This is a genomic window from Paenibacillus thiaminolyticus, from assembly GCF_003591545.1.
Classification (GTDB): domain Bacteria; phylum Bacillota; class Bacilli; order Paenibacillales; family Paenibacillaceae; genus Paenibacillus_B; species Paenibacillus_B thiaminolyticus_A.
On the sequence record NZ_QYZD01000004.1, the window covers coordinates 37,663 to 55,796 of the forward strand.

20 protein-coding genes, 1 pseudogene and 1 riboswitch are annotated in these 18,134 nt (G+C 56.4%); of the genes and pseudogenes, 10 read left to right on the plus strand and 11 right to left on the minus strand.

Features of this window, described 5'->3' with window-relative positions; all coding sequences use genetic code 11:
* Positions 1 to 73: 73 nt before the first annotated feature.
* The 3 genes from DQX05_RS06590 to DQX05_RS06600 are packed head-to-tail and all read right to left on the minus strand — an operon-like array spanning position 74 to position 3,951.
* Positions 74 to 1,804, minus strand: coding sequence for an ABC transporter ATP-binding protein (locus DQX05_RS06590; RefSeq protein WP_119791995.1), 1,731 nt, complete (start codon positions 1,802 to 1,804; stop codon positions 74 to 76).
* A gap of 51 nt (positions 1,805 to 1,855) precedes the next feature.
* On the minus strand, positions 1,856 to 2,890 hold the full coding sequence (locus DQX05_RS06595; RefSeq protein ID WP_119791997.1) for a FecCD family ABC transporter permease: 1,035 nt from the start codon (positions 2,888 to 2,890) through the stop codon (positions 1,856 to 1,858).
* Between the two features lie 5 nt (positions 2,891 to 2,895).
* Positions 2,896 to 3,951, minus strand: a complete 1,056-nt coding sequence (locus tag DQX05_RS06600; protein WP_119791999.1) for a FecCD family ABC transporter permease — start codon at positions 3,949 to 3,951, stop codon at positions 2,896 to 2,898.
* A gap of 332 nt (positions 3,952 to 4,283) precedes the next feature.
* On the opposite strand from DQX05_RS06600, the gene DQX05_RS31735 reads away from it, so the two are divergent.
* The 6 genes from DQX05_RS31735 to DQX05_RS31755 all read left to right on the plus strand — a co-directional run bounded on the left by DQX05_RS31735 (position 4,284) and on the right by DQX05_RS31755 (position 7,468).
* Positions 4,284 to 4,850 carry a hypothetical protein gene (locus DQX05_RS31735; protein WP_259391828.1) on the plus strand — a complete coding sequence of 189 codons (567 nt, stop codon included), beginning with the start codon at positions 4,284 to 4,286 and terminating at the stop codon, positions 4,848 to 4,850.
* Positions 4,823 to 5,764 (plus strand): helix-turn-helix domain-containing protein, encoded by a 942-nt coding sequence (locus DQX05_RS31740; RefSeq protein ID WP_259391829.1) that lies wholly within the window; start codon positions 4,823 to 4,825, stop codon positions 5,762 to 5,764. The genes DQX05_RS31735 and DQX05_RS31740 overlap by 28 nt, the downstream gene beginning before the upstream one ends.
* 21 nt (positions 5,765 to 5,785) lie before the next feature.
* Positions 5,786 to 5,944, plus strand: a complete 159-nt coding sequence (locus DQX05_RS31745; protein ID WP_259391830.1) for a hypothetical protein — start codon at positions 5,786 to 5,788, stop codon at positions 5,942 to 5,944.
* A gap of 207 nt (positions 5,945 to 6,151) precedes the next feature.
* On the plus strand, positions 6,152 to 6,454 hold the full coding sequence (locus DQX05_RS06610; RefSeq protein WP_119792001.1) for a MerR family transcriptional regulator: 303 nt from the start codon (positions 6,152 to 6,154) through the stop codon (positions 6,452 to 6,454).
* 89 nt (positions 6,455 to 6,543) lie between these two features.
* Positions 6,544 to 6,945: a hypothetical protein gene (locus DQX05_RS31750; protein WP_259391831.1), complete on the plus strand. Its 402-nt coding sequence runs from the start codon at positions 6,544 to 6,546 to the stop codon at positions 6,943 to 6,945.
* On the plus strand, positions 6,878 to 7,468 hold the full coding sequence (locus tag DQX05_RS31755; RefSeq protein ID WP_259391832.1) for an alpha/beta hydrolase: 591 nt from the start codon (positions 6,878 to 6,880) through the stop codon (positions 7,466 to 7,468). The genes DQX05_RS31750 and DQX05_RS31755 overlap by 68 nt, the downstream gene beginning before the upstream one ends.
* Here DQX05_RS31755 and DQX05_RS31760 read toward each other — a convergent pair.
* From DQX05_RS31760 to DQX05_RS06635, 4 genes are all read right to left on the minus strand, one after another.
* Positions 7,465 to 7,674, minus strand: a complete 210-nt coding sequence (locus DQX05_RS31760; RefSeq protein WP_259391833.1) for a hypothetical protein — start codon at positions 7,672 to 7,674, stop codon at positions 7,465 to 7,467. The genes DQX05_RS31755 and DQX05_RS31760 overlap by 4 nt on opposite strands.
* A 72-nt stretch (positions 7,675 to 7,746) precedes the next feature.
* Entirely contained in the window at positions 7,747 to 8,946 is a 1,200-nt protein-coding gene (locus tag DQX05_RS06620) for an oxalate decarboxylase family bicupin (RefSeq protein WP_119792002.1), read from the minus strand.
* Positions 8,947 to 9,498: 552 nt separating this feature from the next.
* On the minus strand, positions 9,499 to 9,774 hold the full coding sequence (locus DQX05_RS06630) for a barstar family protein (RefSeq protein ID WP_119792004.1): 276 nt from the start codon (positions 9,772 to 9,774) through the stop codon (positions 9,499 to 9,501).
* 16 nt (positions 9,775 to 9,790) lie between these two features.
* Positions 9,791 to 10,222 (minus strand): ribonuclease domain-containing protein, encoded by a 432-nt coding sequence (locus DQX05_RS06635; RefSeq protein ID WP_182914645.1) that lies wholly within the window; start codon positions 10,220 to 10,222, stop codon positions 9,791 to 9,793.
* Between the two features lie 251 nt (positions 10,223 to 10,473).
* On the opposite strand from DQX05_RS06635, the gene DQX05_RS06640 reads away from it, so the two are divergent.
* From DQX05_RS06640 to DQX05_RS06655, 4 genes are all read left to right on the plus strand, one after another.
* Complete coding sequence (locus DQX05_RS06640) at positions 10,474 to 10,707, plus strand: hypothetical protein (protein ID WP_119792008.1); 234 nt, start codon at positions 10,474 to 10,476, stop codon at positions 10,705 to 10,707.
* Positions 10,708 to 10,777: 70 nt separating this feature from the next.
* A riboswitch (M-box (ykoK) riboswitch) is annotated at positions 10,778 to 10,947 on the plus strand.
* A 372-nt stretch (positions 10,948 to 11,319) separates the two neighbouring features.
* The gene (gene mgtA / locus DQX05_RS06645) at positions 11,320 to 13,962 is read left to right on the plus strand and encodes a magnesium-translocating P-type ATPase (RefSeq protein ID WP_119792010.1); all 2,643 of its coding nucleotides are present in this window, start codon (positions 11,320 to 11,322) and stop codon (positions 13,960 to 13,962) included.
* A gap of 241 nt (positions 13,963 to 14,203) precedes the next feature.
* Entirely contained in the window at positions 14,204 to 14,587 is a 384-nt protein-coding gene (locus tag DQX05_RS06650; protein WP_119792403.1) for a YmaF family protein, read from the plus strand.
* A gap of 82 nt (positions 14,588 to 14,669) precedes the next feature.
* On the plus strand, positions 14,670 to 15,788 hold the full coding sequence (locus tag DQX05_RS06655) for a mandelate racemase/muconate lactonizing enzyme family protein (RefSeq protein WP_119792012.1): 1,119 nt from the start codon (positions 14,670 to 14,672) through the stop codon (positions 15,786 to 15,788).
* A gap of 49 nt (positions 15,789 to 15,837) precedes the next feature.
* On the opposite strand, the gene bshB2 is transcribed toward DQX05_RS06655, so the two are convergent.
* The 4 genes and pseudogenes from bshB2 to DQX05_RS31765 all read right to left on the minus strand — a co-directional run bounded on the left by bshB2 (position 15,838) and on the right by DQX05_RS31765 (position 18,127).
* On the minus strand, positions 15,838 to 16,551 hold the full coding sequence (gene bshB2 / locus DQX05_RS06660; RefSeq protein WP_119792014.1) for a bacillithiol biosynthesis deacetylase BshB2: 714 nt from the start codon (positions 16,549 to 16,551) through the stop codon (positions 15,838 to 15,840).
* 27 nt (positions 16,552 to 16,578) lie between these two features.
* Positions 16,579 to 16,929 carry a YojF family protein gene (locus tag DQX05_RS06665; RefSeq protein WP_119792404.1) on the minus strand — a complete coding sequence of 117 codons (351 nt, stop codon included), beginning with the start codon at positions 16,927 to 16,929 and terminating at the stop codon, positions 16,579 to 16,581.
* A 150-nt stretch (positions 16,930 to 17,079) separates the two neighbouring features.
* Positions 17,080 to 17,871: pseudogene (locus DQX05_RS06670) on the minus strand (aminoacyl--tRNA ligase-related protein); the annotation flags it as partial.
* Positions 17,840 to 18,127: a TGS domain-containing protein gene (locus tag DQX05_RS31765; RefSeq protein ID WP_259391834.1), complete on the minus strand. Its 288-nt coding sequence runs from the start codon at positions 18,125 to 18,127 to the stop codon at positions 17,840 to 17,842. The pseudogene DQX05_RS06670 and the gene DQX05_RS31765, both read right to left, overlap by 32 nt.
* Between the last annotated feature and the right edge of the window lie 7 nt (positions 18,128 to 18,134).

Genomic DNA, 18,134 nt, shown 5'->3' on the forward strand with positions numbered 1-18,134 from the left:
TCCGATATTTCTATACTATAAAATTTATGAAGTACTTGCTCAAAAAGGTCGGTTTTCAGCACCTCTACAAAATTTATGAAATCATCATGCCAACGCCGAACTGAGCCTGATGCAGCCGGTAGTAGATGCCCTGGGCCGCCAACAGTTCATCATGCTTCCCTTGCTCTGTTATGCCTTGCTCGGTGACGACGACGATCCGATCGGCATTCTTGATTGTGGCCAGCCGATGCGCGATGACGAGCGTCGTCCTTCCCTGCGACAGCGCGGCCAGCGCCTCCTGAATCGCCGCCTCGGTCTCCGTATCCAGCGCCGAGGTCGCTTCGTCCAGGATGAGGATTGCCGGGTTCTTGAGGAACATGCGGGCAATCGACAAGCGCTGCTTCTGACCGCCCGACAGCTTGACGCCGCGTTCGCCGATGAGCGTATCCATTCCTTCCTCCAGCGACAGGATCAGATCCTCCAGCTGAGCCTTCCGCGCGGCCTCCCATATTTCTTCCTCACTTGCGCCAAGCTTACCGTAAGAGATATTTTCCCGAATCGTGCCGTCGAACAGGAACACGTCCTGCTGCACAATTCCGATATGAGAGCGGAGCGATTCGAGCGTAATCTTCCGGATATCTGTCCCATCGATCGATATCGAACCTTCGCCGATCTCATAGAAGCGCGGCAGCAAGCTGCACAGCGTCGTCTTGCCAGCGCCGGACGGGCCGACGAGCGCGACAGTCTCTCCCGCCCGAATGGTCAAGTCAATGCCATTCAAGATCTTCTCCTTGTTCTCATAGCCGAAGCTTACGCCGTTGTAGCGAATATCCCCTTGCGGCTTGCCAATCGGCCGGGCATCGGGAGCGTCAGCGATATCGGGAGCTGTCTCCAATAGCTCGAGATACCGCTTGAAGCCGGCGATCCCCTTCGGATACATTTCGATGACGGCATTGATCTGTTTGATCGGGCCGAAAAATACGTTAGACAGCATAACGAAGGCAATGAATTCCCCGTACGTCATCTGATCGTTGATGACATACCATGTGCCGCATACGAGCACGAAGAGCGAGATGAGCTTCATCAGAATGAAGCTGATCGAGGAATTCCAGGCCATAATCTTATACGTAATGAGCTTCGTCAACCGGAAGCGGGCGTTGTTCTCGGCGAAGCGGCGAATCTCATGCTTCTCGTTGGCGAACGCCTGAACGACCCGAATGCCGCTCACGTTGTTCTCCACCCGCGCGTTATAGTCGGCGATATCGGCGAACATTCGCTTGAAGGCCCGCGACATTTTGCGGCTGAAGTAGAGCGACAAATAAATCATGAGCGGCACGATGATGAATGTCAGCACGGCGAGCTCCGAGTTGATGCTCAGCATGATGCCGAAGGCGCCCCCCAGCGTCATGACGGCGATGAAGAGATCCTCCGGCCCGTGATGCGCAATCTCGCCGATATCCATCAGATCGTTCGTCATCCGGGACACGAGATGCCCCGTCTTGTTGTTGTCGAAGAAGCGGAAAGACAGCTTCTGCACATGATCGAACAGCTTTTTACGCATGTCCGTCTCAATGTTAATGCCCAGCTTATGCCCCCAGTAGGTAACGACGAAGTGCAGCCCGGCACTGACGACATAAATGCCCAGCAGCCCGAGGCAGGCATACAGTATCCACCTCCAATTGCCGTTCGGCAGCAGCTGATCCACGACGCCGTTGACGGCGATCGGAAAGACCAGCTCCAGCAATGCGGCCAGGATGGCGCAGGAGAAATCGAGAATGAACAGCCATTTATAGGGCTGATAGTAAGCAAAAAAGCGTCGAAGCACAGTGATAACCTCTCTTTTCATTCATGATCAGGACGACTGTCCGTCGCTTGCTTACGCTTTGGATCGCGCAAGCAGATAGAGAAAATAAGGGGCGCCGATAACGGCGACGACGATGCCTGTCGGCACCTCGGACGGCTGCAAAATCCAGCGGCCGATCGTGTCTGCCGCCAGCACAAGCAGCGCGCCGGTCAGCGCGGAAGCCGGCAGCAGCAGCTGATGCTTCGGTCCGACAAGCCGCCGGGCCAAATGCGGGCCGATCAGTCCGACGAAGCCGATGCCTCCGCTTACGGCGACGCTGGAGCCGGCAAGACCGACCGCCGCCGCAAGCAGCTTCAGCTGCTCACGCGACACATTCGCGCCAAGTCCTGCCGCCATCTGCTCGCCCAGATTCAGCACATTCATGATGCGCGCCTTGCAGAATACATAGGGCAGCAGCACGACGATGAACGGCAGCAGCGCCAGCACGAACTTCCAGTTCGTTCCCCAGATGCTGCCCGCCAGCCAGGTCGCCAGGAATTGATACTTCTCCGGGCTCAGCCGCAGCGTCATCACGATCATGGCAGCGCTGATTCCCGCCGCAACGGCCACGCCCGTCAGCAGCAGGCGCGTCGGCCGCATCCCTTCATGCCGCTTATAGGCCAGCGCGCAGATGAGGGCGGCCGTCAGTCCCGCGCCAATCCAGGCCAGCACCGGCAGCAGGAACACCGGAGCCGCGGCCGTCGTCGGATAGAATGAGATGAATAGGATCACGATGAGTCCGGCGCCGGCGTTGATGCCGAGAATGCCCGGGTCGGCCAGCGCATTGCGGGAGATGCCTTGCATGACGCAGCCCGATACGGCCAGGCCTGCCCCGATAAGCAGGGAGAGGACGATCCTCGGCAGGCGGAATTCGAATAGAATCAGCTGCTGCTTATCGGTCCCCGCTCCGAACAGGGTGCGTACCAGATCCAGCGGAGACAGCCGGATGAACCCGGTATTCATGCTGACAATGAACATGAGTATAATCAAGATTCCCAATATGGCCATAATCGCAAGGCTGCGGCTTCGCTTGCGGCGCTCGGGCGTCAATGGTGTAATCTGTGCCATTTCGCTTACAGCTCCCTTCTTTCTTTACGCGCCAGGAAGAGGAAGAACGGAACGCCGATAAGCGCAATCAGCGCGCCGACAGGCGTCTCGAACGGCGGATTGATCATTCTCGCGGCCAGATCGGCGAATACGACAAGCAGGCTGCCGAGCACCGCCGAGCAAGGAATAATCCAGCGGTAGTCGACGCCGACCAGATAACGCGCCAGATGAGGGATAATGAGACCGACGAACCCGACGGCTCCGACAACGGACACCGCCGCACCGGCCAGAATCAGAACAATGATCGTACCCGCCAGCTTCACCAGTCCGGTACGTTGCCCCAGCCCCTTCGCGATCTCGTCGCCCAGACTGAGCATCGTGATCGAACGCGAGATGGCGATTGCGCCGATGAGCGCGGCCGCAATCCAAGGGAACATGATTTTGAGCTGGAACCATTTCGTCCCGGCTACACCGCCTGCATACCAGAAGGCCAGATCCTGCCCGATTTTGAAATAGAGCGCGATCCCTTCGCTCAGCGCCGACAGCAGCGCACTGAGCGCGGCTCCGGCCAGTACAAGGCGCCCCGGCGTAAGCCCCCCCTTGGCCAGCGAGCCGATGCCATAGATAAGCCCGGCCCCGAGCCCGGCGCCCAGGAAGCCGTACAAAATCAGATACATGAACGGCAAGCCCGGGAAAAAGGCGAAGCAGATGGCCATCATAAATCCGGCCCCCGCATTAAGCCCCAGCAGTCCGGAATCCGCCAGCGGGTTCCGGGTCATGCCTTGCATAATGGCTCCGGCCACAGCGAAGCAAGCTCCGACCATCGCCCCGCCCAAGACACGTGGCAATCGGAGCTCTTGAATAATCTGATGCTGCGTCACATTTGGATTGAAGCGGAAGATCGCTTCCCATACGGTCGCGAACTTGATATCCGCCGCGCCGAACGATATCGATAAGACGAGGCCGAATGCCAACGCAATCAGGCCGCCTATAATCATGATGACGCCCGCCCACGGACGCGACCGGAATTCGACTTCCTCCGGGACGGTTTCCTTGCGTAACACGTTTGCCACTTGATTCATGCATGTCACCCTTATGGTAGGTTTGATATTGATTCTCATTTTCATCAATTTCATTCTAGGTCGATCGCACAGTAGTGACAATGGACAAACGAAAGCGATTTTTTGCACAAAATCGAAAGCCCTTCCTCCCCCATCGATGGGCGGGTTGCCGGCTAATTCCTTCAGCGGCGGCCCATTAGCCAAGCGGGCGGCTTCCCGACGTCCTTTTTTCCCCGCCTTTTCTTTTGCACAAAATAAAATGCCCCTCTTTTCATTCGCCATTGAAAAGACTCTATTTTTCTACTACAATAATCACCGATAATCATTATCAATTAGAGAGGAGCAGCAATTTGATGACTGAAGACGCTCGCGCTTCCGCTCCACTCCGTTCGTTGCTCTTTCATTTGTCGAACATCGAGCTAATCGCCCGGCCTGTCGGATGGACCGGCGACATACATACGGAGAACCAACATTCCTTGCTCATTTTTACAAGCGGTTCGGGCAGCCTTGCCGTGGATGGCCGTCCCTTCCATTTCGGTGCTGACAAATGCTACTTGCTCGCGCCCGGAAACGCGGCCCGCATCAGCAACGGATACGATAACGCCGTCCGCTTCTACCGGCTCGCTTTCGCCGCCATCCGGGTAGGACTTTCCCGGCATACGAATTATACGGGCAGCCTGATGCCGGAACGTTATGCGCTTGCGGCCTATCCGTTCTCCCGGCTTATTCGTATCGTGGATGAGCTGTACGCAGGGAGACTTTACCGGTCCGATTTGGAGTCCTTCCGGCGGCAGCTTCGCTTTCAGGAGCTGCTCCGATTTCTGTTCGAGCAGAACTGCCGCTCGGAGCATGCGCCGAACCCGGCCCAGACAGTCGAGGATACGTCGGCTATTTGCAGAGCAATTATGGGGAGCCGATAACGGTCCGGCAGCTTGCCGAGATGGCCCGGCTGCCGCAGTGGCAATATACGGCCCTCTTCCAGGAGTTGACCGGCAAAAAGCCGCTTGATTATGTGACCGATATGCGCATCAACAGCTCCAAGCAGCTCTTGATCGCATCGCAGGATCCGCTGCGGGAGATCGCCCGCCAAGTCGGATTCTCCGATGAATATTACTTCAACCGCCGCTTCCGGCAGACAACGGGAGTGACGCCGAGACAATATGCCCGTTCCATGAGAAGCCGGACGCGGGTAAGAGATTGGACAGGGCATGAAGTCGAGATTCCGGCCCAGCCAGAGCGAATCTTCTACTACGGGGAGACGCTCGGGGATCTGCTGGCGCTTGGCGTGGATGCGATTGGCGGTCATAACCGCTTCAACAATTATTCGCTTTTTCAAGATCGGTTCATCTCTGTCGCAGATGTCGGACATCCGATCAATCCGGACAAGTTGATGGGGCTCAATCCGGATCTCATCATCTTCGCCAACGCGGATGAGCGCCAATACAGCCGCATCTCCAAAATCGCTCCTACGGTCACGTTCAATTCCTTCGCTCCGCTTGAGCATCGCTTGCATACGCTCGGCAGCTGGCTCGGCAAACAACGCGAAGCCGATGAATGGCTTCGCATCTATCATGCGAGGGCTGCGGCGGCCTGGCAGCGGTTAGGTCCACTGCTCGCTCCGGGAGAGACCGCATCCGTGTTCATCTATGAGCACGGCCGACGGCTGTTTGTTATGGCCATGGCCGGATTCTCGTCGGCCCTGTACCATCCTTCCGGCTTCCGTCCGGCGGAGCCCATTCAGCGAATGCTCGATGCGGGCACAGGCTTCGAGGAAATTGCCGAGCCGGATCTGCCCGCTTACGCGGGAGACCGGATATTTATGCTCATTCCGTAGAATCCCGAGTCCAAGGCCGCGATGGATTGCATGATGCGCAGCCCGCTCTGGCACAGTCTGCCTGCCGTGCGAAGCGGCCGCGTCCATCTGGTCGACGCCGTCAAATGGAACTACGCAGATGCGCTCACGAGAGAGCTGCTGCTCGATGCGCTGCCTCGCCTCATGGGCAAGATCGGTTAACATCCCCTGGGCGGCAATCCCCTAATCTGCTGTCCGAAGACGAGGGTCGGCTCGAACTCCCCGCATGTATGATCCGGTCTGCTCCTATTGATTCTCATTCGTTCGCTTGCCATTGTATCCCGCCTGCCCCGGCCGGAAATAGACAAACAAGAGCGTTTCTTTGTACAATTTCAATCAATACATCTGCATGTGACGGAGGGCGGAAGGATGAAGATGACACGAAGCCAGCTCGCCAAGCTTACCGGAGTGCATAAGGAAACGATCCGGTACTATGAACTCCAAGGAGTGCTGCCTGCCCCTGAACGGGCGCCCAACGGCTACCGGGTCCACACAGACAAGGATCGGGTCCGGTTGAAATTCATCAGAGACGCCAAGTCGCTCGGTTATTCGCTGAATGAAATTAAAGAAGCATTGCATTTGCTGGCAACCACAGAGGAGGACATTGAGCAGTATTTGCAAATATTTCGTTCGAACGATGATGACGATGATAACCCGGACTTGACATTGTAGCATGCTACAGACTTTATACTACAGGTGAAGATCAGAAGAACCCGTTCCCGGAATCCGGGAGCGAGTTCGATGCACCGGAGGTATGTAATATGACTGGATTGGAACTTGTCGTTATCGCCGCCAACCTGCTGGCAGCCGGGTGGATCTGCTTCGGGAGGAAGAACAAGCGGCTGGATGGGCCAGCCCTGTTCATCCTGGCCGCCGCGTTCCTGCTGCATGCCGGCATCGGCCAGCTTCGGCTGCAGATGGTGCCGGGCTATATCCTGGCTTTGCTTCTAGGCCTGATGCTTCTCGTCCGACTTATTCACAGCGGGGATGGCCGGCCCCGCCCGTCTCGCCTTACGATCGCAGCGCTGTCGCTGCTCGTGCTGGCCTTGTCCGGGGGCTCCGCCTATTTGGCGTATCTGTTCCCGGTCTTCGCCCTTGCCGGAGCCGACAGGCCCTTATGCGATCGGCACCGCATCCTTTCACCTGGTCGATCGGAGCCGTGAGGAGACCTATACAGACGATAAGGGCGATAACCGGGAATTGATGATCACCGTCTGGTATCCGGCCGATCACGATGCCGCGGCCAAGCTGCCGCGGAAGCCCTATCCGAAGGAAGTGACCGAAGCGATGAGTCTTGTCTTCCGCTTCCCGCCGTCCCTGTTCGGATATCTGGACGCCATTCCGACCCATACGGTCGAGGAAGCCGCCGTCTCGGATGCGCAGCCGAAGTATCCGGTCCTGCTATTCTCTCCCGGGGTTCGTTCCACGCGCTACCAGAGCATGACGATAGTCGAAGAGCTGGCCAGCAACGGATATATCGTCGTCGGCATCGATCATCCGTACACGTCCACGAAGGTGGATTTCCCCAATGGGAGCAGCGTACTGTACCGCCCCGGGCCCGAGTACCCGACTTCCGCAACGCAGTATGAGGCGAATGGGCTTCTTCCATCAGAGCTTCGCGGATGTCGCGCTCCTGTCTCCGATGTTCGCCAGGGAGGTGTCTGCGGACCAATCCGTCCGCATTAACCGGGACTATGTCCGCTCCTTCTTCGATCGCTACTTGTCGGCAAGGAAGCGCCGCTGCTGGACGGCCCGTCGTCGCGGTATCCCGAGGTGGAGTTCGATCCGAAGCTGACAGCGACCGGGGCGGCGGCAGCGCCATCCCGGTAGGCGCAAGACCCGGCCGGCGCGGAACGGGTCAGAAGCCTCCGCTCTTCGCACCGCCATTCCATGACACCTCTTCGCAATTTCCGGCTATTGCCGAAGTTGCGCGCCGGCGTTGCCGAAGTAACATACCGGCTGGCCTAGTCCTGTTCAAGGACTGGCGGAATTCCCGGATACTTGACGACAGGCCATTTCGTCTTGCGGAGCGACTTCATCAGCTCTGGCGACCCATAGACATTGTCTCTCACCAGATCATGCGGAGTCAGCGCCATCCATTGATTGAGAGACACGTCGGCGAAGCGGTCGCTCTTGAACATTTCCAGGAACCACAAGCTGTCCGTGCCCGTGTTCTGAATGTAGTGGCCGAACGCGAACGGAACGTATCCGACGTCCCCTGCCCGGTAATTGAACGTCCGTGCCGTGCCGCTGCCCGCGAAGACCGTCATCCGCCCTTGACCGCTAAGATAGTACTGCCATTCGTCATTATTCGGATGCCAGTGGAGCTCCCTCATCGCGCCGGGCTTAATCTCCACCAGGGCGGCGGCCACCGTGATGGATACGGGGAAGTTAGAGGAATCGACGATGCGGACGGAGCCTCCCGGCGTCGTCAGCGGAGGCTGAGCGAGCAGACGATGCACGAAGCTCCGCTCGACAGTGCCGTTCGGGGCAGGCACCTGCGCCTCCGAGATTGGACCTGGAACCTCGTCCTGGAAAATGTACAATTGCTCGGCCGGCACTTGCTTAAATGCGCTTATCGGCACTCCGAAATTGGCCGACAGCACTTCCTTCGGGGTGTGCGCGAACCAATCGGAGATCGACAGGGTGTTCAGATCGGAGAAATTCCCGTCATCGAAGACAAGCAGGAACTCGCAGCCTTCCTCCAGCCCCTGAATGGAATGAGGAATGCCCGGCGGGAAATACCACAAATCGCCCGGACCGACATCGGCAATAAAATTGCGGCCGTTCTGATCGACCGCGGTAATCCTCGCCCGGCCCAATATCATGAAGGCCCATTCGGCCTGCTGATGCCAGTGAAGCTCTCTTACCCCTCCCGGCGTAAGACGCATATTCACGCCGGCCAGCGTCTTCGCGACCGGCAGTTCCCGCGCCGTAATCTCGCGGGACCATCCTCCCTGATTCAACTGCATATGCGCGTCGGAGAATGAGAACTTCAAATTCGGCACCAGTCCCTCGTCCGTAACCGGCGGCACGAACATATCCGGGTTCTCCCGGTCGCGCATCACGTCGCGCGGGCCATAATCGGTTGCACCGGCGCCGTCGCTTTTCCGAATCGGATGCGGGATGCACTCCGGCTGTGCTTGCTTCGGATTGTGTTGCACCCGTTAACCACCTCCGCCTCAAGTTGTTGTAGCCTGGCATCTTCCTGGACGAGCCATTGAGGATCTGCAGGTTATCTCTCCGCACAAATCACTTGAACCATATGAGGCGGAGGCGATGATTCCGCCATGATTCCAGATGCTCAATGAACTGTTCGATGGAGGTCATCGTAATGAGGCAGACGTCGGCAGAGCCCGGAACCGGCTTCTTCGCTCTCGGCTCGATGTCCTGGCCCACTTCATGCAGATTGAATCTCTGCCTGCCGAACCGCAGCGGAAAGGCAGAAAAATTCCTTTTTAGCAAGAGTAGAGGAAGCGGCAGCGGTTACAGAAGCAGCTTTCTTTACCGGGCTCGCTGTAGCTCGCGTTTTCACCGTTAATCCTAGTTCGGCGGGAGAGCGTCCTCTCTTCGCGGAAAAAACGGGCTTCGTTGAACTGCTCCCGGCTCCCGAAATTCACAAAAAAACCGTCTCCTTGCCAATGGTTGCGGCGATGCCTCCATTTGACCCAGAAACGGTTTGTTTATGTTGTGGAACGGTCCTTCCGTTCGCCTATTCAAGCCCGGACGACAAACGAAAATCCTTCGATCTCCTCGGCCGCCTCTTCGAACAGCTGGAACAGCTTGCGGCCGTACTCGCCCAATCTGTGCTCGCTTGCCTCATAGTCGAGCCAGGTGAGCGTAAGCGGCAGCTCGACATATCCGGCAAGACAATCCCATAGGGCGTCGAGGTTGCGGCCATAATGCTCCGGCAATTCGAGCGATTCCTGCAGGAATGTATGCAGCTGCTCCTTGCTCTCGATGGAGCTTCCCTCTACGACTACGTTACGCACGGAACGTCCCCCTTTCTCATTCTATCGGTTCGAACGTCTCATAATGATCTTCCGTCTTATAGATCAGCCCATCGTTGGAAAATACAATTCTATCCTTTCCCCGATGGCCCTTCGTATAGTTGATATCCGCTTCATACCAGATTCTGTCCTTTTTCTTGGGCAGCTTCCCTTCACGGTTGCGGAATATGTCGCCCCCGATGCTTTTCCCTGGAGCTACCTCGTGCAGATTGCCTTGGCGGGCATCCCAGCCCAGCCTCTTGGCTTCCTCTTTCGTGATGAAGTTATCCGGCAATTGCTGGTGCGATTGGATATAGCTCGCAACCTCTTCGAAGCCGGTCAGCACCTGCGGGCCCGAATCTGGAATCGCGGACGGCTGGATGTCCAGACCGCAGCCCGCTAGCAGCAGCAAGCTTAATAGAAAGACCAGCACTGATTTGATGACTTTCAACAATGTCTACCCCGCTTCGCTCTTCGTAGAGCAGGAAGCTTGATGATAATCTTCCCATCTTCCTGCCCTCTCGCTGTAGTATCAACTATCTTTTCTCGATTTTCAACCCCTTGCTTGCAAATTCCCCCCCAAATCCGCCTTTTGTCATATTATAGGTGGCTATCTGCGGGAAGAATGTCCAATCAAGGCCAAAACGCCATGCATATAATGCCACTAGGTTCGACACTTATGGGAGAGAGGAGCTGAGACTCATGTCTCATGGATGCAAAGGCGAAGAGTTTTGCCCGAGCAAAGCGGTATTCGATCCGCCGCAATATATCTTCAACAAAACGTATCATCCGCAGAAGGTCGAAGTCGTTCATCCGATCGAGATCATTAATCAACATTTCTGTGTGCCGGTATTCAAGCATGTGTTTCCCGTAAAAGAGAAAGATGTATTTTGCTCCAGCGTAAGAAAACGGAGAAGAGCGAGAAGAAAATCATAATTTATTCCATTTGACGACTTACCATTGACAAACGACTGAAACAAGACATATGATAACAAAGTAATTTTCATAAAATCCTCGTTAGGTGAGGCTCCTATACAAACATAGGCCACTGCCCGGAAATATCGAAAGATACCAATGGGTAGAACAGGAACTGCCGGATTAAGGCTTTTCTTAAGGTGGCTAAGAGCGGACGCTCTTTACGTTGTATAGTGCTAAAACTAGACTAGGGGGAGCAAATGACGCTGTAGTCTCTATTTCTGCGCGTGTCCAACCCTCTAGCTCAGCTAGAGGGTTTTTTCATTTCTATTGCGAAAAGGGGGAATGCGTCCATGGACAGCGGACCTAGTAGTCAACAGCCGCATAGGCGACGACATCCTGTACTGAGGAAGAGCCATCTGCTTGTTGCTCTTCAAGCGATACCCAACTTATTTCATTCCCCCGAAAAAAATCGATGGCGGCGGGTTTATTTAAGTATGCGTATGTGACTTGAACGCATCGGTAGACGGTTCAGGCTCCCTCTGGAATACAGGGGGAGCTTTTTTATGTTTGTGTTCGAACGAATCGATACCGTAGGGATTCTGAGATGACCTGCGAGAGGAGGAATTGACAATGGCACGGAAATTGAAAAATTTGAAAAATAAAGATAAACTGACGAAACGCATCGCAGAGCGCCTCATTCAGGCCTCCGTGTTGCTGGAAGAAGATGTGATGGAGGAATGGAACACCCGCCCCGAGGGCCTGACCGATGCCGAGGCTAGCGCCCGGCTCGAGGACTGCGGCAAAAACGAAGTGGCTCATGAAAAGCCGCCGGCATGGTATATTCAACTGTTGAGTTGCTTTGCCAATCCATTTATATTGATTCTGCTGTTCCTTGCGGCCTTCTCTTATATAGCCGATTCGGATATCGAAGCCGTAGTTATTATTTCGACCATGGTCACCGTCAGCGTCATCATCACGTTCACCCAGGAATTCCGTTCTGCACGCACGGCGGAGAAGCTGCGAGCCCTGGTCAGCACGACGACCACGATTAGCCGGGAAGGCCGCCGCCAGGAAATCGACAACAAGCTGCTCGTGCCCGGGGATATTATTCACTTGTCCGCCGGGGACATGGTCCCGGCTGATGTCCGGCTACTCGCCGCTAAGGATGTCTATGCCGCGGAATCCGCTCTGACGGGCGAAGCGATGCCGGTCGAAAAAATCGATACGCTGCCGAGCGGCATGTCCCGGCCGGGGAATACGCGCCGAATCAATCCCGCCAATGCGCTGGAGTTAACGAATATGTGCTACATGGGAACGAATATCGTCAGCGGCTCGGCGACGGCCGTCGTAATTGCGACCGGTCCGGATACGTACTTCGGTTCAATGGCCAGCCAGTTAACGGGCAAAGCTCCGCTCACCAGCTTCGATCTCGGCGTGAAGAGCATCACCTATCTCCTTGTCCGCTTCATGCTGATTATGGTTCCGGTCATCTTTTTCGTCAACGGATTCACGAAGGGCGACTGGTGGGACGCTCTCTTGTTCGGCCTGTCGGTGGCGGTCGGACTGACGCCCGAAATGCTGCCCGTCGTCGTGGCCGGGAATCTGGCCAAGGGAGCGGCAACGATGGCCCGCAACAAAGTCGTCGTGAAGCGTCTCCACGCGATCCAGAATCTTGGCGCGATGGATATTCTGTGTACAGACAAGACGGGAACGTTGACGGAAGACCATATTGTGCTGGAACAGCATCTTGATATCAATGGTGATCCGGACAAACGCGTGCTGGAATATGCTTACCTGAACAGCTATCATCAGACCGGCCTGTCTAATCTGCTGGATGCTGCCATATTGAAGCATACCGAGTGTTCCCATTTGCTAAATAAATATGAGAAGCTCGATGAGATTCCGTTCGATTTCAACCGGCGCCGGATGTCTGTCGTCCTTCGCGCTTCCCAAGAAGAGCATCTGCTCGTATGCAAGGGCGCCGTGGAAGAAATGCTCGACATTTGCACGCATGTCTACGAGCAGGGCCAGATCGTTCCGCTCACAACGGATCGGGCGGACAAGACGCAGCGGCTCGCTCAGGAACTGAATGAAGACGGCTTGCGCGTACTCGCCGTAGCGATGAAGCGAACCTCTTCCCGCAAGGAGCCTTATGGAACCCAGGATGAGCAGAACCTCGTGCTGGTTGGCTGCCTCACCTTCCTGGATCCGCCGAAGCCTTCCGCCAAGGAGGCTATCCGGGCGCTGGCAGACAACGGAGTCAATGTGAAAGTTATCACGGGGGACAATGCGGCGGTCGCCTGCAAAGTCTGCAGAGATGTCGGGATCCCGACCGAGGCGGTTCTGCTTGGTGAGGCCGTGGATGCGCTGACGGATGAGCAGCTGGCCGAGATCGCGGAGCTAACTACCGTATTCGCCAAGATCAATCCGCTGCAAAAAGCGAGAATCGTTCGTGTCCTCAAAAGCAGAGGCCATACAGTCGGTTTCATGGGCGACGGCATCAATGACGCCGTGTCGCTGAAGGAAGCGGACGTAGGCATTTCTGTCGATACCGCGGTCGATATCGCCAAGGAATCGGCGGATCTGATCTTGCTGGAAAAAAGCTTAATGGTACTGGAGCAAGGCGTCATCGAAGGACGGAAGACGTTCGGCAACATGATCAAGTATATTAAAATGACCGCGAGCTCCAACTTCGGCAATATGTTCAGCGTCCTGGCAGCCAGCGCCTTCCTTCCCTTCCTGCCGATGCTGCCGATCCATTTGCTGCTGCAAAATCTATTCTATGATATCTCCCAGCTCTCGATTCCGTGGGATAAAATGGACAAAGAGTATTTGCGGAAGCCGCAGAAATGGAATGCGAAATCGATCAGCCGATTTATGGTGTTCATCGGCCCGATCAGCTCGATTTTCGATATTACGACGTATGCCTTGATGTGGTATGTCTTCTCGGCCAATTCCGTCGATCAGCAGGCACTGTTCCATTCCGGCTGGTTCATCGAGGGCTTGCTGTCGCAGACGCTCATCGTGCATATGATCCGCACTGAGAAAATCCCATTCGTCCAAAGCACGGCGAGCACTCCCGTCCTGCTGCTGACGAGTCTGATCATGGCATGCGGGGTGGCGCTTCCATTTACCGGAATGGGTGCCGCCATCGGCCTCGTGCCGCTGCCGCTATCGTACTTCCCATGGCTGGTGGCGACCTTGCTCTGTTATTGCGTGCTGACCCAGGTGGTCAAAAACTGGTATATCCGTAAATTCGGAGAATGGCTGTAATCGTGCTGATTCCGGCAACCGGTTAGCCCGGAACGACTCCTAACCCGATCTGGCGAACATGCCCGATCGGGTTTGTTCTGTGCAAGGAGGTCTATTGGCGGGAATCCCAGCCGCCGCATCCCCCGTCAGCACCGGGGCGCAGCTTGTCTCGAAGCCACAAAAATGGCTTGACTTGAACGGTACCATTGAACTGCCCCAATCATACGATGTAGGTAATCATCGATGGAAGGAGATTGCAATCGTGGAAATCCCGGTTACCGGATTTGTGCATCATAGCGAGGGGGGGAATGAGCATTCCCATAAGCTATATATTACTTCTTGGAATGGGAGGCCTGTGCATGTTCATGAGTTTTCCGGCATCACGTCCGTAAATGTCGGTCATCGGCATGAATACGCCGGAACGACAGAGCCAGCTCCGAGCGGAGTGCAGCATACGCATCACTATCATGCGAAGACCACATTCAATGCCGGACACTCTCATGTTATCAGAGGCACGACAGGTCCGGCCATTCCCCTGCCTAGCGGTGGGCATATTCATATGTTCGAAGGTGTCACGACCGTGAATGGAAGCACTCCCCACGCCCATCATTATGAAGGCAGAACGGGGAATGAAATCTCCTGCTAAGGCGCGCTTCCCTATTTTTTCATAAAATGGCCGTCCCGGCACATACTAAGCGGCAAAACGACGTATAAGGAGGATCCGTTCCTTGCGGATACAGCAGATCGAGACCTTTCCGCTCTTCTATCGTCTTGCCCGGCCATATGGCGATGCCAATGGCCCGAAAATGTACCGGACGAGTTATATGATCCGGGTGACAACCGACACCGGCGCTGCCGGATGGGGAGAATGCGCCGACTGGCTGCCGACGCTGCACGCCGGCTTCCATGAGCGGATTATTCCTTTTATGCTAGGCAAGTCGGTCTTCGAGCGTGGCACTTGGCTGCGGACGATCCAGAATTGGCATTCGCGCGCAGCTGCAGCTGTCAGCATGGCATGCACGGAAATTATGGCCCAAGCGTGCGGTCTGTCGGTATGCGGCCTCTGGGGCGGCAAGCGACGGGATCGCGTGCCCGTGTATGCGTCTTTCCAATCGTACAGCGAAGAAGCAGATTGGAAGCAGCTATCCCTGCAGCAAGTGGAAAGAGCATTGAGCGACGGATTCGACATGATCAAGCTAAAAATAGGCGGAAAGTCTGTCGCTGAGGATCAGGAGCATGTGCGTAAGGTGCAGAAGCTGCTGTCGGGCGGCATCGGCTTGGCCCTCGATGCGAATCAGAGCTATGACGCCGCGGCCGCGCTGCAATGGCAGCCGTTGCTGCAGTCGTGGCCCAATCTGATGTGGCTGGAGGAGCCGCTTCCTGTCACGCAAGTCGAAGAGTACGCGCTGCTGAGACAGCGGATCGCCGTGCCGATAGCCGGCGGAGAAAATCTTGGTTCGGCAGTGGCCTTCCTGCCCTTGCTGACGCGCCGGGCGATAGACATCATTACGCCCGATCCGCTTCATATGGCCGGGATCGACGAATATAGGCATACGGTGTGCCTGGCGCGCACATTCGGCATGCGCGCGGCTCCGCACGCCTATGACGGGGCGCTGTCCCGCTTATACGCGATGTTCGCCCAGGCATGTATTGAACCGTGGACCAAAATGGACACGGATTCGATCGAGCCGGTGGAATGGGACGTGATGGACAATCCGTTCACCCGCCTTGTCCCGCTGCGGCCGGAGAACGGTGCCGTCACCCTTCCTGAAGGAACGGGGATTGGAGTTGAACTGGATCTAGACCTGCTCGCGTTCTATCAATGGGACGGCAGCGCCTACGCATAGGCATGCCGTCCCTTCCGGGCAGCTGCAGAAGCGCTCGCTTCTACCGTTCCTACCTGTAGCAGCGAGTTGGACAAGCTCCGCCGCTCCTATGCACGGCCTCTTCTCCTTCCTCGGGGAAGCGATACGTCCAGAACCGTTCCCGGCTGTATCGCGCGCGGAACGCCGGATCATCCAGTGTTCCGCCGCCAAGCAGGTGCCGGACCTGGCTCTTGTGCGCATGAATCGCATGAATCTTCTGCTCGACATAATCGCTGACATCGTGAACCTCGTCCGCCGGGCCGAGCAGCTTCTCGCGGCCGGTTGCAATCGCGATGCACAGGATGCGGGGACGCTTGGCCGCCGGCATCCTCCCTACCGCCCGCACGACGGCGGCCCCGGTTGCGTCATGGTCCGGGTGAACGCTGTACCCGGGATAGAAGGTATAGACCCATTCGGGCTCCACTTCTGCCAGCAAGGCTTCGATCCGGTCCGCGAGCTTCTCTTCGTCTTCGAATTCTATCGTTTTGTCATGGTAGCCCCACATCCGCAGGTCGCGAATGCCGATGCGGCGGCACGCTTCCTCCAACTCTACCTTGCGGATGATGGGCAGCGTAGCCCGGCTCGCGAACGGAGGATTGCCCATATTCCGTCCCATCTCCCCCAATGTCAGGCAGGCGTAGGTGATAGCCGTTCCTTCGTGAATATGTGCGGCCAGTGTGCCGGCGATAATCCCTTCGTCATCCGGGTGCGGTAGGATGACGGCAATATGACGCTGTCTGTTCATATGATGTCTGGTCTCCTCTTCGTCATCTTAGAATGGTTCTTCGCTTAGCTGCAGACTGACAATCAGTCTGCCTTCCTGATCATGGCCCGCCATAATCAGTCTGTCGTGCGCCTCTGCCTGCTCGTCCCAATGGGTCAAGCCTTCGGCGTACACCCACCCGTTCGACGTCTTCAGTCCGACGCGATACGGTCCCTTCCCGGTGATCGAGCCTTCGGCATAGCGGATGACGGTATTGGTGACGAAGGCGGAAGCGGTATGCTTCGTCTTGTCGCGATGAGACGCATAGGCCCCGGTCGTCATCTCGAGATGGAGATATAATGGCTTCTCTCGCCATAATTGCAGCGCATGCTGCACCTTCTCTGGCTGTATCAACTGCATGTTCATTCCCCCGGACATGGAACAGCCCCTCGCCCGCCGGAGGCGCAAGGGGCTGTCTTTTTGATTTCGCCGCCGATGCGCGCATCCGCGGCGGTTATTGTGCATCCATTTCTTTTAGTGTACCGGAATTTCAGAGAATTGGGAAGGTATCTACTGTCTCTTCCGGATTTCTGTCTCGATAAGCTCCGCCAGCTCGTGAATGGGTTGCGATCCGAGATCGCCCTCGCCCCGCTTCCGCACAGACACGGTTTCCTCCCGCTGCTCCTGCTCCCCGACGACGAGCATATACGGGATTTTGGCGCGCTGGGCATCGCGTATTTTGAATCCGAGCCGTTCGTTGCGGCCGTCGGCTTCGGCACGGATGCCGCGCGCTGCGAGCGCCTGCTTCACCTGAAGCGCATAATCCGTGAACATCTCGGATACAGGCAGCACCTTCGCTTGAACGGGGGCCAGCCACAGCGGGAAGGCGCCGGCATAGTGCTCCGTCAGAATCCCGATGAACCGGTCGATTGAGCCGTACATCGCGCGATGGATCACGACCGGGCGATGCTTCTGGCTATCCTCGCCGATATAGGCGAGGTCGAATTTCTCCGGCATCTGGAAGTCCAGTTGAATCGTTCCGCACTGCCAGCTCCGCTTCAGGGCATCGAGGATAGGGAAGTCGATCTTCGGCCCGTAGAAGGCGCCGTCTCCTTCGTTGATCCGATAATCGACGCCGCGGCGATCAAGCACTTGCTTCAGAGCCCGTTCCGCCTCGTTCCACAGATCCTCTGATCCCATGGAATCTTCCGGCCGGGTGGACAATTCGATCTTGTACTCGAAGCCGAATACGTTGTAGATTTCGTCAATCAAGGACATGACTTCGTTGATCTCGCTCTCGATCTGATCCGGGCGGACGAAAATATGCGCGTCATCCTGGCAGAACGTGCGGACACGAAGCATGCTGAATGGCTTGCGCCATGACATGAGCCGTACTGTGACGCAGGATGCCCAGCCCTTCCAGGCTGTCCTGCGTAATGATGTCGACAAGGCTGTCATGCTCGATCGTCCGGTTCAGATCCATGAGCGCGCCATCGATTTTGCCCGCAATGGCCTGCTTCTTCCAGCTGGTGCTGATCGAAGCCGCCACATCCGCGATGGTCGTGCCTTGCGTATACCTCCTGTTCGATTTGTCTGGAAATGTAACCTTGATCTCCATGCTTCAG

Excerpts from the sequence above, each read along its gene's own strand:
- DQX05_RS06665 (WP_119792404.1), bottom strand. The coding sequence starts at position 16,929 with ATGCAGTTGATACAGCCAGAGAAGGTGCAGCATGCGCTGCAATTATGG.
- DQX05_RS31735 (WP_259391828.1), top strand. The coding sequence starts at position 4,284 with ATGACTGAAGACGCTCGCGCTTCCGCTCCACTCCGTTCGTTGCTCTTT.
- bshB2 (WP_119792014.1), bottom strand. The coding sequence starts at position 16,551 with ATGAACAGACAGCGTCATATTGCCGTCATCCTACCGCACCCGGATGAC.
- DQX05_RS06610 (WP_119792001.1), top strand. The coding sequence starts at position 6,152 with ATGAAGATGACACGAAGCCAGCTCGCCAAGCTTACCGGAGTGCATAAG.
- mgtA (WP_119792010.1), top strand. The coding sequence starts at position 11,320 with ATGGCACGGAAATTGAAAAATTTGAAAAATAAAGATAAACTGACGAAA.
- DQX05_RS31765 (WP_259391834.1), bottom strand. The coding sequence starts at position 18,127 with ATGGAGATCAAGGTTACATTTCCAGACAAATCGAACAGGAGGTATACG.
- DQX05_RS31750 (WP_259391831.1), top strand. The coding sequence starts at position 6,544 with ATGACTGGATTGGAACTTGTCGTTATCGCCGCCAACCTGCTGGCAGCC.
- DQX05_RS06600 (WP_119791999.1), bottom strand. The coding sequence starts at position 3,951 with ATGAATCAAGTGGCAAACGTGTTACGCAAGGAAACCGTCCCGGAGGAA.
- DQX05_RS06640 (WP_119792008.1), top strand. The coding sequence starts at position 10,474 with ATGTCTCATGGATGCAAAGGCGAAGAGTTTTGCCCGAGCAAAGCGGTA.
- DQX05_RS31760 (WP_259391833.1), bottom strand. The coding sequence starts at position 7,674 with ATGGAATGGCGGTGCGAAGAGCGGAGGCTTCTGACCCGTTCCGCGCCG.
- DQX05_RS31745 (WP_259391830.1), top strand. The coding sequence starts at position 5,786 with ATGGATTGCATGATGCGCAGCCCGCTCTGGCACAGTCTGCCTGCCGTG.
- DQX05_RS06595 (WP_119791997.1), bottom strand. The coding sequence starts at position 2,890 with ATGGCACAGATTACACCATTGACGCCCGAGCGCCGCAAGCGAAGCCGC.